Genomic DNA, 13,469 nt, shown 5'->3' with positions numbered 1-13,469 from the left:
TTTGTTTCAGCGCCAAAGGCTTAGATGCCAGCCACAATACCGACGGTCACAAGCGTGCCGCGCGGGTCGTGGACCCGGCTGTCAAAGCCGCCATTGGTCGCAACGCGCGGTGCGGTCACACCAAAGAGGTTGCGCACACCAGCCGTCAATTGCAGCTGATTGTTCAATTCAAGCGCTTCAGCCAGATCGAGCGAATATTGCGCATCGACGCGGAAGTCGCTGTCAATGTCTGCGCCTAAGTTTTGGTCATCGGTATAGCTGTCGATGTAACGGCCAAAGACGTTGAAAGCATGCGCGCCAGCAGCGACTTGGACGCCGGCGTTGAAGCGCAATTCAGGCGTTGGTGCACCAAAGTTGGTGAAGTTACGGTTGCCTGCGCCATCAATCTCCGGACCATTCACCGACGTTTGCAGGTTGTAGTCGATAACGTAGTTACCCTCGAAGCTTGGGGTGATGGTGAAGGCACCAACGTCCGCCCGGTAACGCACTAAGAAGTCGACACCCGAAGTCTCAACGCTCGCCGCATTCACATAGCCATTGTTGACCTGAATGATCGTGCCAGCAGGGCTACGAATGATGTTCGGGCCGTCTGGGTCCGCGTTCACCAATTCTTGCGCTGCGGTTTGCACGATCGCGTCGTCAAACTCGAAGTTGTAGTAGTCAGCTGTGATTTCCAGACCGTCCACTGGTTCAAGAGTAAAACCAAAGTTGTACGCGGTCGATGTTTCCGGTGTCAGAAGCGGGTTACCGCCAGCGCGAACCGCTGCGAAGACGTTGCCGCCCGCATTGTTCGGGTCTGAAACCTGCTGAAGCGTGGTTGACTGGCCTTGCAGTTGGAAGGTCGAAGGTGCGCGGAATGAGGTCGAAAACGACCCGCGCAGTGACACCCAATCCGTAGGACGTGCCAGGACGGCGATCTTAGGATCAAGCGTATCGCCCCCATCAGTGCCGTAATCTTCGTAACGAATGGCAAGCTGGAGATCGACCCAATCGGTAAGAGGTGCGTTCACCTCGCCGAAAACAGCATAGACGCTTTGCGAACCACTGAAGGGCTGTTCACCGATCAGGAAGGCAAAGCCGTCCGATGCTGTGATGGCGTCGAATTGTGCGTCGATGCTCTGATCGCGGTATTGCACGCCTAGAGCAACGCCAAGTGGGCCCGCCGGAAGATCGAACAGTTCGCCTGACACAAACGCTTCGCCTACGAACAGCTCAGAACCACGATCTGCGGTTGAGAATTCCGTAACATAATCGAGCAATGCTGCGTTGGCATTAGTGCCGCCAGCAAGCGCGGTTGCGAAGGGGTTGAAGAATGTCCCGTCAGCCGGAATCACCGCCTGATTTGCAGTCAGGAATGGGTTTTGTGCAGAACAATCGAGCCCGGTTGCATCGTTGAATGCTGGGACTGCGTTAAAGCCGCGTAGAGCACAGGCGAAACGATCACGCACTGTGTCTTCGGTCATGGTGGTGAAATTGTTTTCGGCATAAGTGAAGTTTACGTTCCACAGGCCGTTTGCCAGGAACCCATCGAATTCACCTTCAATTTCAGTCGAGAAACGGAAAGTTTCGCTTTCGGTAAATTGCGGCGAAACATCACCGCCGGTGCCGCTTGCCCGGCCTAAGAAGACCACGTCTTCAGCGAAGATGTTATTCGGGTTGAACGAAGGAACAACAGCCTGACCCAGTTGGAGGAATGGGAAGGTAGGTGAGTTGCCACGGGTTGCCTCGTTATCAGCGTAACCGATTTCAGCAGACCAGCGGATCGAATCCGTCAGATCGGCATCGGCCGATACAAATACGGTCAAACGCTCTTCTTCAGGAACGAGATTGAAGAACTCACCAAAGTCAAACCCGCAAAAACCAATGCCGGCTGGTAGAAGAGGGGCAGCAGCCGCGCTTGCCGGAAGAGGTGTTCCGCCTGCGTCGGCACAACCCGGGTCAAACGTCGGCGCTCCGGCAGGCGCTCCGGTCACACCGATGAATGCGCCTGGATTACCAAGGATTGAGGTGTCGTCACTGGGCACTGATAGGCGGCGCTCAGCAGTGGTCAGAGGTGAACGGTCAACATAGCTGACCGCGGCCATCAAGTTGACTCCGCCAAGCTCTACACCAGCAAGTGCCTGAATGTTGTATTCGGAATAATCACCTTCGCTTGTGTGCTCGGTGAATTCACCCGACACGGTAAAGCCTTCGTAATTTTCACGCGTAATGAAGTTCACCACGCCTGCAACAGCGTCCGAACCATACAGCGAAGATGCGCCGTCCTTGAGGATTTCGACCCGATCAATTGCGATCAGCGGAACCAGCGAGGCGGTGTCGACGAAGTTAATACCGTCATTGGTTGGCGCGGCGGAAAGCGTTTGACGCTTGCCATTCAACAGGATCAGGGTCGAGGCAACACCAAGACCGCGCAGGTTGATGTTCGATGTGCCGGTCGTACCACCTTGGGTAAACGCGTCAGGGTTGTTTTGCGCGCCGGTGTTGATCGTCAAGGTTTGCGTAACATCACCGATATTTTGCGCGCCGATATCGGAAATGCTCTCACTTCCGATTGTTGCCAAAGGCGATGCAAGGTCAGCTTGTGACTGGCGACGAATGCGCGATCCGGTCACGAGGATGGTGTTGCCTTCGTTTTCAGAGGCGGCGGTATCAACATCACTATCTTGAGCATGGGCGGTTTGGGGGGCCAGCATCATACCGGCACCCAAAAGTGCCAACGCGCGCAACGAGGTGAAGGAACGCATAAATTTCTCTCCGATTTAGGTTCTGTTTGCGAAACCCATTTGAGGGGGCTGCGCGCCTTACAACCCCTCTTCGACGAAAAACAGCCCTAATCTGACGAATTGTAACAAAATTGGCCTTGGTGCAGGGCATTTGCCTATGCTTGTTCGAGTTCCATCTGGCGCTCATCGCTCGAAGCTTCTAGCAAGACCGCTTCGATTTCGGCCAAACGTTGAGGCAAGATCACTTTTGAGCCGGTTAGATCCGTCACATAAAACGTGTCCGCTGCGCTTTCGCCATAGGCAATGATATGAGCGGAATGGACGATGAGGTTGCAGGTGAACAGGGCATGGGCCAATCGATTGAGCAGTGCTGGCCTGTCCCGTGCGGTGACTTCGATTACCGTGAAACGGTTTGAAGCTTTATTGTCGAAGTTGACCGTTGGGGCGACCGCAAATGCCTTAGCCCGCGAATGAGAAAGCGGACGTGCGGCCAGTTTGGGAACAAGCTCAACTTGCGCAAATAAGGCATCGTGGATGCCTTTCTTGAGCCTGTCGATCTGGCTTGCTTCTCCAAATGGCCCGTTGTTCAAGTCCTGCACAAGGAAATTATCGATGGCATAGCCATTAGTCGCGGTGTGAATGCGTGCATCAATGATGTTGGCGCCTGCCAAATGGATGCCGCCCGCAATACGATAGAACAGTCCCGGATGATCGCCAGCAATAACGCTGACCAAAGTGGCACCGCGTTCTTCATAAACCTCGCAATGGATGGAGAGCTGCTCTTCGAGCCTGCGGGCTTCCTCATATTGAATAAGGTTTTTGGCGATGATGTCTTCAGGTTCGGCAATCCAATAAGCGTCCGTCAATAATTCGCCGACTTCCTGTGTGAGATAAGCTTTTTCGCCGAGTATCTCACAAACTGCGGCTTTGCGCGCCGCGACACGGTGTTCGCGGCCACTGCGTTTGTGACCAAGGCGAAGCCGTTCTTGAGCGGCATCGTAAAGCTCGCCCAGAAGTTGGCCTTTCCAGCTATTCCAAGTGCCTGGACCCACCGCCCGAATGTCAACACAGGTCAGGATAGAGAGGTTGCGAAGGCGTTCGACCGATTTCACCTCCGCGACAAAATCTTCAATCGTCTTGGGATCGGTAATGTCCCGCTTTTGCGCGGTCGAACTCATCAACAAATGTTGTAGGATAAGCCAAGAAACCAGATCGGTCTCTTTCTGGTCAAGGCCAAAGCGTGGGCACAGCTTGTGCGCAATATCCGCGCCGATCACGGAATGGTCTCCGCCGCGTCCTTTGCCGATGTCGTGCAGTAAGACCGCCACATAAAGCGCGCGGCGTGAGCTGATTTTGTGGATCTGTTCGGTTGCGCGCGGGTGATCGGCCTTTAGAAGGCCGCGCTCGATCTGGCTAAGAAGACCGATCGCGCGGATGGTATGCTCATCCACAGTATAGTGGTGGTACATGTCGAATTGCATCTGCGCATTAACGCGGCCAAAGTCCGGCACGAAACGGCCAAAGACGCCCGCCTCATTCATCCACCGCAGCGCACTTTCCGGATCTTTGCGGCCACACAGCACATCAAGGAACAGCGCATTGACCCGCTTGTCAGATTTCACGCCCTTATCGATCAGCTTCGCATCGCGGTTTGCCTGCCGCATGGTTTCTGGGTGAATTTCCACCCCTTGCTCTTCAGCGATCTTGAATATCTCAATCAAGCGCACCGGATCGTCGATAAACCAGCGGTCGCTGGGCGCTTTGATCTTGCCGGCTTCGACGCTGTACCCTTTGTGCATTCGCGGTTTAGACGACCAACCAGCAAAGAACCCTTTTGAAACACGCTTCTTCGCATGCTTTGCATCCAATTGAGACAAGAACACACCGGTCAAGTGGCCGACACGTTTCGCTTGAATGAAGTAATATTGCATGAAGCGCTCGACCGAGCTCTTCCCGGTCCGTTCGGCAAAATTCATGGCCTCTGCGACTTGACGTTGAAGATCAAAGGTCAGGCGATCTTCAGCGCGACCTGTAATCGAATGCATATGGCAGCGGACGGCGAGCAAAAAACCCTCGGCCTTTCGGAAGCTGCTGTATTCGCTTTTTGTGAACAGCCCTACATCGACCAGCTCCGATGCGCTGTCGACACGGTGCATAAACTTGCCAATCCAATAGAGTGTTTGAAGGTCACGAAGACCACCTTTGCCCTCTTTGACGTTGGGCTCCACCACATAGCGGCTGTCGCCCATGCGTTTGTGACGGGCATTGCGTTCGGCCAGTTTTTCGCTGTGGAATTGTTGCCCGTTCCCGCGAACCACATCGCCCCAGAAACGCTGGCGAAGCTCCTCGTAAATGTCTTGATCGCCCCAGATCAGGCGCGATTCAAGCAATGCTGTGCGGATCGTCAGGTCTTCCTTCGCCATCCGCATGGTATCGCCAATCGTGCGGCTGGAGTGACCGACTTTCAGGCCCATATCCCAAAATAGATAGAGCATCGCCTCGATCACCTGCTCGCACCAAGGCGAGCGCTTCATTGGCGTGATAAAGGCAATGTCGACGTCGGAATGGGGCGCCATCTCTGCCCGGCCGTATCCGCCCACTGCCAGTACGGCGAGACGTTCGGCTGTTGTGCGATTGGCGACCGGAAAGACGTGTACGACCACATAATCGTAGATTACACGGATCAATTGATCGGTAAGAAACGCATAGCCAAGCGTGATCTCGTGGCCCGCAGACGGTTTGTCTTTGAGGCGCTTTTCAAGCTCGGCATGCCCAGCCTCCAACGCAGATTTGAGCTCGCCAAGGACATGTGATCTGGCCGCATCGCCGTGTTCGTCAACCAAATTATCGACGAGGCCCGTAATCGCACGGCGATTGATGATCGCGCGTTGATGGGGGACACGGCGGCTGGGTTTGGACCAGTCGGTCATTGTATCCCTTTCACATCAAGCTGGGTAAAATTATCAAGCAGCGGTGACTTGTTCGGTATAGTGCGCGCGCAGGGATTTTTTGTCGATCTTCTGCGTGCCAAGGCGTGGAAGCGGGTCATTGACCACCCAGATATGCTCTTCGAGCGGAACCTTGAAGGGGGCAATGTTGGAAAGCAGGAATTCGCGAAGCTGCGCGCCTGTCATTGGATCGCGGCCATCTTTCACGTTGAACACTGCCGCTGGAACTTCGCCCATACGCTCGTCCGGCAGGCCGAATACAGAGCATTCTGCAATGTCGCTATGCGCATAGATCGCGTCTTCAACCTCAATGCAGGTGATGTTCTCACCGCCGCGGATGATGATGTCTTTCTTACGGTCAACGATATAAAGATAGCCGTCTTCATCAAGATAGCCGAGGTCGCCAGTGCGGAAATATTGGTCGTCGGTAAAGGCGTCTTTGGTTGCCTCTTCATTGCGCCAATAGCCACGGAAGTTGGCAACGGAGCGGATGCAAACCTCGCCCACGCCGCCCTGCGCCACGGGGTTTCCATCATCGTCAAGGATCGCAAGATCAACCAAGGGTTTTGACGCCTTGCCGGTGGAATTGGGTTTGGCGATGTAGTTTTCGTTGAAGTTACCGCAGCCCACCGCATTGGTTTCGGTAAGGCCATAACCAAGAAGCGGGAAGCCGCCGGGCAGAGCCTCTTTGATGCGTGTCACGTGCTCAACAGGGCGCGGCGCGCCCCCTGCGGCAAAGCTCTTACAGGCGGAAAGGTCATAATCCTTAAGTTCAGGATGCATGGCGATTTCATAACTCATCAGCGGAACGCCAACGAAGTATGTGACCTTCTCTTCATGCATGAGTTTGATCGCATTCAGTGCATCCCATTTGGGCATAAGCACGAGCTTGCGCCCAATCGCATAGGATTGAAGGAACAGCGGGATTGCGCCGGTTACATGGAATAAGGGAACAGCGACCAGAGCACATGGCTGCGCGCTCATGTCCACGCCTTTGCTCTCCATCAGGACTTTGGCCATCGCGCTTTGGCCGACATAATTCATGATGCCAGAAATCACGCCACGGTGGTCAGAATAGGCCCCCTTGGAATTTCCGGTTGAACCCGAAGTGTAAAGGATCGTTGCAAGGTCATCAGGACCAAGCTTACCCAGCATCGCCATCGCGGCAGAGGCTTCAAAGCTCGCTGGAGCTCTCCAAACATTGGCAAGGCCTTCGTGCGGGGCATTGTGATCCATCATCACCAGTCTGGAGGAATGATCGGTACCCTCAAGCCGTTTTGCCCGGCCTGCATCGGCAAGCACGATCTTACACTCTGCGAGGCGAATACCATAAGCGAGCTCATCGCCTGACCAAAAGCCATTGAGCAAGGTCACGCAGCCACCAGCCATGGCGATGCCCATATATGCAATCATCCAATTGGCGGAGTTGCGCGCAGCAATGCCGATGCGGTCGCCGACTTCAACACCGTGATCGTGCACGAGGCTTTCCGTCACACAAACGGCGGCCTGATAGATTTCGCCAAATGTCAGTCGAAGATCGCCATCCACGATGAAAAGGACATCTTTATGCTCGTTGCAAAAGTGCGCAAAATAATGCGCCAAGGACGCAGGAGCGGTTGTGAATTCGGGAATCGCAGTGCCATCACGCATCAATGGCGTGGTATGAAATGGATGACCTTCTTTGGTCAGCTCTGCGATGATTGCCTCAAGTGCATTGTCCAGCTCTGTGGCCATGCGAATTACTCTCCTTATTGCGCTCCGATTCTTGGAACGTTCTTCTTGCCAATCTATTTGTCGGTCTTGGGGTGATCTAGCAATAGGCCATTTCGCCCAAATGCTACGATTTTCGACCACGGTCGACTACGAGGCACTTGTCAAAGCCCTTTGCGTAGAGGCACGCGGTGTGCCAAAAGCGCCTGAAACATAGTGCGGTGTGGTCGGCACGCGCACAGCTTTATGAGGTCCCCTTCGTGTTGTCACTAATTGCTGCAAGCAGCGTTCTTAACCTTGTTGCCGCTGTTGGCAGCGCCGCAGTTGATCCGGTCTATTGGTCCGATCTGGGTATGCGCCCTTATTTGTTCGAAATCGGCTCTTTTCAGCTACGCTTTTATTCACTCGCCTATCTGATCGGTGTGATCTTCGCCTATTGGCATACGTCAAAAGCGCTCAAGACGCCCGGCGCACCAATGGCTCAGCGGCATGCGGATGATCTGTTTTTCTATTGCACGCTTGGTGTTATTCTCGGTGGGCGGCTCGGATATGCAGCGTTTTACACCGGCGGCGACACCGGCATTCCTTCCGCGTTCACCGATTTTTCGGGCGAAGGAATGGTCAGTTGGAAGCTGCTGCGTATGTGGGATGGCGGGATGAGCTTCCACGGGGGCGTGCTTGGCGTTCTGGCGGCAATCGCTTGGGTGACGTGGCGCGACAAATTGAACTTCCTGCGCGTTTTTGACTACGTCGTCGTCAGTATCCCGATGGGTATGCTGCTTGGCCGCCTTGCCAATTTCAATAATGGCGAGCTTTGGGGACGGGCAAGCGACGTGCCGTGGGCCATGGTTTTCCCCGATGCACGCGCTGGCGAAATCGCGCGTCACCCAAGCCAGCTTTATCAAGCTGGGCTCGAAGGCCTGCTTTTGCTTGTCGTGCTAATGCTGCTCTTCTGGAAAACGCGGGCGCGGTTCCGCCCCGGCCTTTTGGTGGGTGTTTTCACCTTTGGAATGGGGTGCGCGCGGTTTTTCAACGAATTTTTCCGTCAACCTGACGAACAATTGGCTGACTTGGTCACACAAACCGGGTTATCAATGGGTCAATGGCTAAGCATTCCCATGATACTAACTGGATTGATTGTCGTGATTTACGCGTCGACCCGGCCACCCGTCGGCTCGGGAGCGAACCCGGCGACTTAGACGGTTTCGGGGTTATCACGCTGCGCACCGCACGTGCAGCGACCCTCCGCTTGATCGAACCAGACGGCACGGTAACCGACGTCTTGACCAAGGCGCCTGTCGTTCCCGACAAACCTGCGCCAAAAACAAAGCCAGATTTGGCGGATGCTTCAACCGATGAAGCGGCCGCTAAGGCAAAAGCGCTCAAAGAGGAAGAAGACGACCGCATTGCAGAGGAGGCGGCGCTCGCTGCCAAAGCTGCGAGTGAGGCGAAAGCTCGTGAAGAGGCCGCGCAAAAGCGCCACCAAGAGGCAGAAGCCAAAGCGCAGGCCGCACAAAAGGCTCAAGAAGAAGCCGAAGCCAAGGCGAGGGCAGAGAAAGAGCGCAAGGCAAAAGAAGCTGCGCAGGCTAAGGCCCGTGAAATTGCAGAGGCGAAAGCCAAGCAAGAAGCCGAAGAAAAGGCGCTCGCAGAAGCAGAGCGCAAAGCTCAAAAAGAAGCCGCGCAAAAGGCAAAAGCCGAAGAAGAAGCGCGCGCCAAAGCAGCGGCTGCGGAAAAAGCGCGCAAAGAGGCTGAAGCCAAAGCGAAGGCTGAGGCCAAGAAGAAGGCCGAAGCAGAGGCGAAGGCCAAGCGCGAGGCAGAGGCCAAGGCAAAAGCGGAAGCCGAAAAGAAAGCCAAAGCAGAGGCCGCTCGTAAGGCGAAAGAGGAAGCAGAGGCCAAGGCGAAAGCCGCAGCAGAAGCGAAAGCCAAACGCGAAGCCGAAAAACAAGCGAAGCTAGAGGCTGAGAGAAGGGCAAAAGCCAAGGCAGCGGCCAAAGCCAAGGCTGAAGCTGAGGCGAAGAAAAAGCGCGAAGCCGAAGAGAAAGCGCGGCTGGCGGCTGAGAAGAAAGCCAAAGAGGAAGCTGAGCGTAAAGCGAAGCAAGAGGCCGAGCGCCAAGCGAAGGCGGAAGCGGCGGCCAAGAAAAAGGCCGAATCCGAAGCCAAGAAGAAAGCGCTTGCGGAGGAGAAAGCCCGCAAAAAGGCAGAGGCTACAAAGATTGCCGAGGCGGCTGAAAGGGCCAAGAATTTAGGCCAAACGTTCCGCCGGCTTATCCGTGAAACAGGCCCGATCAGCCTCGCGCACTACATGGCCGAAAGCAACGCGCGCTATTACACGAGCCGCGACCCTCTGGGAGAAGAGGGTGATTTCATCACCGCTCCTGAAGTCAGTCAAATGTTTGGCGAACTTATCGGCCTTTGGTTTGCCGACCTTTGGGTCAAAATGGGCGCGCGCAAGCACATCCACTATGTCGAGCTTGGTCCTGGGCGCGCGACCCTTTCGAAAGACGCGCTTCGCACTGCGGCGCGATATGATCTTGTCCCTGTTGTGCACTTTGTCGAAACATCGCCCGCGCTTCGCAAAATTCAGAAGGAGGCTTTCCCGCACGTCATCCACCACGATGACATGTCCACTCTGCCTGATGACGCACCGCTGCTGATTGTCGGCAACGAATTTTTCGACGCTCTGCCGGTCCATCAACTTATCCGATCCGCAAATGGTTGGCACGAACGCATGGTCGGCCTTGATGGCGATGACTTTGTTTTTGTGGCCGGCGATAAGCCAATGGATGCAATCGTCCCCAAAGGTTGGAAAAGTGCAAGCCAGGGCACCATGATTGAGACAAGCGCTGCGGGCTCAACCTTGATGAGCGAGATCGCGACGCGCCTTAAAGATCAGGGCGGCGCCGCACTCATAATCGATTACGGCCCGTTTGAGGCGCGCTCTGGATCAACGCTTCAGGCCCTAAAATCGCACGAAAAGGTCGATGTGTTTGACTATCCGGGGCAAGCTGATCTTACTGCACATGTCGATTTTGAAATGCTCAAAGACGTGTCGAGCGCCAAAGGCGCAGATGTCATGGGTGTTCAAATGCAAGGCGAATGGCTCAGGCAAATGGGCATCGATGTGCGCATGGAAGCGCTCCAACGGCAGAATCCTAGCGAAGCCGATAAGATCAAACGGCAATATGACCGCTTGGTCGATGATGGTCAGATGGGATTGTTGTTTAAGGTGTTGGGGGTTTGCGGGCGTCGCTGGCCTGATGGCGTTGGTTTTGATTAGCCATAACTTTCCCCCTCTTTTGGGCGTATCCCCTTTTGACCAGAATAAGAGGCCCATGATCCAGCGTTTGATTTTGTCACTGACAATAGTGGTTGCCGCATTTCTGGCTGTGCCATCACAGGCTTTGGCCGCCGATTCTATCCTCGGGCGATGGGTGACCGAAGACCGCGACGCGGTGGTTGAGATCAAACAATGCGGCGGCGCGGTCTGCGGCCGAATTGCGCGTTTTCTTATCATGCCTCCGGACGGAGCCGATCAGCGCGATATCAACAATCCCGACACGAATTTGCGTAGGCGCAAGCTTTTGGGTCTGGCCATCCTGTCCCAACTTCGTGAGGATGGTGACCTATGGCGAGGACAGATCTATGACCCTAATCGTGGCCGGACATTCCGTTCAGTCATCCGCCGGACGGGTGCAAACACTCTTGAGGTAAAGGGCTGCGTTAGCTTTATCTGCCAGACCCAAACTTGGCGGCGCGCGCGTTAAAGGCCGATTGTTTTCGCCAGTTCCTTTGCAGCGTCTTTAGGGGAAAGCTTGCCTTCCCCCTCGCGGTCCACGGCATAGTTCGCCTCGCGCATGACCTCGACCGAAATCGCTCCGATCAAGGGTTCAAGGGCTGCGGCGATATCCGCGTCCTCTGCAATGCGCGGGCTCATCATGAGCATGGCGTCATAGCTGGGCAAAGCCTCGCGCGGGTCTTTGAGCACGACCAATTTATCAGCCGCAATCCGGCCATCAGAGGTATAGGCGCTAATCGCGTCCGCCTCTCCCGAACGAAGCGCATTGTACATGAAAGTTGGTGAGAAATTGCGCGTTTCACCAACGCGTAGGCCGTAAGCTTCGCGCACCGCAATCCATTCGGGCCGCTCGAAAAATTCCGGGTCCCCGCCAAGGGTCAGTTGAGGGGCCACGGCAACCATATCTTCAAGGCTGGTAATGCCGAGCTGCGCCGAACGATCGGCACGCATCGCAAAGGCATAGGCGTTTTCGAAACCCAGGCGCCCCAGGACGCGCACCCCGGTATTCTCGCGCTCCCACTCCACGATGGTTTCATACACCGCCTCGCGGCCCGGATTGTCGGTGCGCTCCAGCTCATTGGTCCAGATCGTCCCGGTGTAATCGACCGAGATGTCGATGTTGGAGGACGCCACCGCGCTATGCACGACGGCAGAACCCAGCCCATCGCGGTAGGCCACAGAGTAACCCGCTTTTTCAAGCTGCGCGCCGATAAGCTGTGCCAAGATATATTGCTCTGAAAACTGCTTTGATGCGATGATGATCGTGTCGTCATCCTCCCCGCTGCCTTGCGCAAATAGGGCTGCTCCCAGACCCAGCGCAACCACCGCAAGCCCAGCGCCCCATTGCCATTTGCGGCGCTTCGCAAAGCCATTTTCGATCATCCCAAGCAGTGCATCAACCACAAGCGCAAGCCCTGCGCTTGCGATACAACCCGCCACCACCAGAGCCCAATTTTGGGTCTGCAATCCGGCAAAGATTGGATCGCCTAAGCTGGGTTGACCAATGGTGGTAGAGAGCGTTGCCGCGCCGATGGTCCAAACACTAGCAGTGCGAATGCCGGCCATCACAAAAGGGGCGGCAAGCGGCGCTTCGACAAGACGCAGTTTCTGCCAGCTGGTCATGCCAACGCCGTCTGCGGCCTCCAAAACTTGCGGGTCGAGATTGGCCTGAGCAGTGACAGCGTTCCTTAAGATTGGCAGCAAAGCGTAGAGCGCAAGCGCCAGCAAAGCGGGCAAGAAGCCGAGCGTTGGCAGATCCTCGCCGAACACTGATCGGAGGCTGAGCAGTATTGGGAAGAACAGCGCTAACAAAGCCAATGCCGGAATGGTCTGCACAAGGCTCGCGAAACCCAGCGCAATGCGCGATACGGTTTGAGAACGGCTCGCCCAAATGGCGAGCGGAAGCGCAACCAGAATTCCAAGCCCAATAGCGCTTGCTGCAAGCACAATGTGGCTGGCGAATTTGTCGCCAAGGCCAAGCAGGATGTCGAAGATTTCGCCCATTACGAGGTGCCTTCCATGTGGGCGAGACGTTCGGCCTGTTCGCGCGGCACAGCGACAAGTCCCTGCGCAATATCGCCGCCTTCCCCTTTAAGGAGCGCGCGCGGGATCTCATCAGCGACCAAAGCGCCTTTATCCATCACCAAAACCCGGTCAGCGAGAAGCAATGCCTCCGCCATATCATGGGTGACCATGATCGTGGTTAGGCCAAGCTTTGCGTGCAGTTCGCGCACCTTCTCCCCCAAGGCATCGCGGGTGATTGGGTCCAGTGCGCCGAAGGGTTCGTCCATGATTAGCAGTTCAGGGTCATTGGCCAGCGCGCGCGCGACGCCGACGCGCTGACGCTGTCCACCGGATAGCGCATCGGGCATCCGGCTTGCCATTTCTGGGTCAAGCTCCACCAATTCAAGCAGTTCAGTCACTCGCTTGGCGGGCAATGTTTCACCAGCCAGCCGCGGACCAATCGCGATATTCTCACCCACGGTGAAATGTGGAAACAGTCCGATGCCCTGGAAGACATAGCCCACTCTGCGTCGTAATTTTGCCTGAGGGAGGGTGGTCACATCATCCTCGCCAAACAGCACTCTTCCCCCGGTGGGTTCAACAAGTGTGTTGACCATTTTCAGAAGCGTCGATTTGCCAGAGCCCGATGATCCCACCAGAGCCACGAAGCTGCCCGCCCCAATATCGCAGGTTACACCGCCTACAGCGACAACCTTGCCATAGCGCCGCTGCGCCGCCTCAAAGCGGATCAGCGCGCCTGCCGCACCAATATCGGATGGCTCTTGTGTA

At 55.7% G+C, this 13,469-nt stretch carries 8 protein-coding genes; 3 read left to right on the top strand and 5 right to left on the bottom strand.

Going from position 1 to position 13,469, the window contains the following annotated elements; translation table 11 throughout:
• Positions 1–20: 20 nt before the first annotated feature.
• The 3 genes from ABJ205_RS08050 to ABJ205_RS08040 all read right to left on the bottom strand — a co-directional run bounded on the left by ABJ205_RS08050 (position 21) and on the right by ABJ205_RS08040 (position 7,405).
• The gene (locus ABJ205_RS08050) at positions 21–2,744 is read right to left on the bottom strand and encodes a TonB-dependent receptor (RefSeq protein ID WP_348159853.1); all 2,724 of its coding nucleotides are present in this window, start codon (positions 2,742–2,744) and stop codon (positions 21–23) included.
• Between the two features lie 134 nt (positions 2,745–2,878).
• Positions 2,879–5,653, bottom strand: a complete 2,775-nt coding sequence (locus ABJ205_RS08045) for a [protein-PII] uridylyltransferase (protein ID WP_348159851.1) — start codon at positions 5,651–5,653, stop codon at positions 2,879–2,881.
• A gap of 33 nt (positions 5,654–5,686) precedes the next feature.
• On the bottom strand, positions 5,687–7,405 hold the full coding sequence (locus ABJ205_RS08040; RefSeq protein WP_348159849.1) for a class I adenylate-forming enzyme family protein: 1,719 nt from the start codon (positions 7,403–7,405) through the stop codon (positions 5,687–5,689).
• A 236-nt stretch (positions 7,406–7,641) separates the two neighbouring features.
• Here ABJ205_RS08040 and lgt point away from each other — a divergent pair, with 236 nt between their 5' ends.
• From lgt to ABJ205_RS08025, 3 genes are read left to right on the top strand one after another with little or no spacing between them, the layout of a single operon-like run.
• The gene (lgt, locus tag ABJ205_RS08035; protein ID WP_348159847.1) at positions 7,642–8,580 is read left to right on the top strand and encodes a prolipoprotein diacylglyceryl transferase; all 939 of its coding nucleotides are present in this window, start codon (positions 7,642–7,644) and stop codon (positions 8,578–8,580) included.
• Entirely contained in the window at positions 8,484–10,658 is a 2,175-nt protein-coding gene (locus ABJ205_RS08030; RefSeq protein WP_348159845.1) for an SAM-dependent methyltransferase, read from the top strand. Before lgt ends, ABJ205_RS08030 begins: the two co-directional genes overlap by 97 nt.
• Positions 10,659–10,713: 55 nt before the next feature.
• Positions 10,714–11,145: a DUF2147 domain-containing protein gene (locus tag ABJ205_RS08025; protein ID WP_348159843.1), complete on the top strand. Its 432-nt coding sequence runs from the start codon at positions 10,714–10,716 to the stop codon at positions 11,143–11,145.
• On the opposite strand, the gene ABJ205_RS08020 is transcribed toward ABJ205_RS08025, so the two are convergent.
• Positions 11,142–12,680: an ABC transporter permease/substrate-binding protein gene (locus tag ABJ205_RS08020; protein ID WP_348159842.1), complete on the bottom strand. Its 1,539-nt coding sequence runs from the start codon at positions 12,678–12,680 to the stop codon at positions 11,142–11,144. The genes ABJ205_RS08025 and ABJ205_RS08020 overlap by 4 nt on opposite strands.
• Positions 12,680–13,432 (bottom strand): ATP-binding cassette domain-containing protein, encoded by a 753-nt coding sequence (locus ABJ205_RS08015; RefSeq protein WP_348160001.1) that lies wholly within the window; start codon positions 13,430–13,432, stop codon positions 12,680–12,682. The genes ABJ205_RS08020 and ABJ205_RS08015 overlap by 1 nt, the downstream gene beginning before the upstream one ends.
• Positions 13,433–13,469: the final 37 nt, after the last annotated feature.

Source organism: Erythrobacter sp. (assembly GCF_039988855.1).
Taxonomy (GTDB): Bacteria; Pseudomonadota; Alphaproteobacteria; order Sphingomonadales; family Sphingomonadaceae; genus Erythrobacter.
Note: the sequence above shows the minus strand (reverse complement) of the source record. Positions and strands in the feature narration are given on the sequence as shown.

Excerpts from the sequence above, each read along its gene's own strand:
- ABJ205_RS08050 (WP_348159853.1), bottom strand. The coding sequence starts at position 2,744 with ATGCGTTCCTTCACCTCGTTGCGCGCGTTGGCACTTTTGGGTGCCGGT.
- ABJ205_RS08045 (WP_348159851.1), bottom strand. The coding sequence starts at position 5,653 with ATGACCGACTGGTCCAAACCCAGCCGCCGTGTCCCCCATCAACGCGCG.
- ABJ205_RS08040 (WP_348159849.1), bottom strand. The coding sequence starts at position 7,405 with ATGGCCACAGAGCTGGACAATGCACTTGAGGCAATCATCGCAGAGCTG.
- ABJ205_RS08030 (WP_348159845.1), top strand. The coding sequence starts at position 8,484 with ATGGCTAAGCATTCCCATGATACTAACTGGATTGATTGTCGTGATTTA.
- ABJ205_RS08025 (WP_348159843.1), top strand. The coding sequence starts at position 10,714 with ATGATCCAGCGTTTGATTTTGTCACTGACAATAGTGGTTGCCGCATTT.
- ABJ205_RS08020 (WP_348159842.1), bottom strand. The coding sequence starts at position 12,680 with ATGGGCGAAATCTTCGACATCCTGCTTGGCCTTGGCGACAAATTCGCC.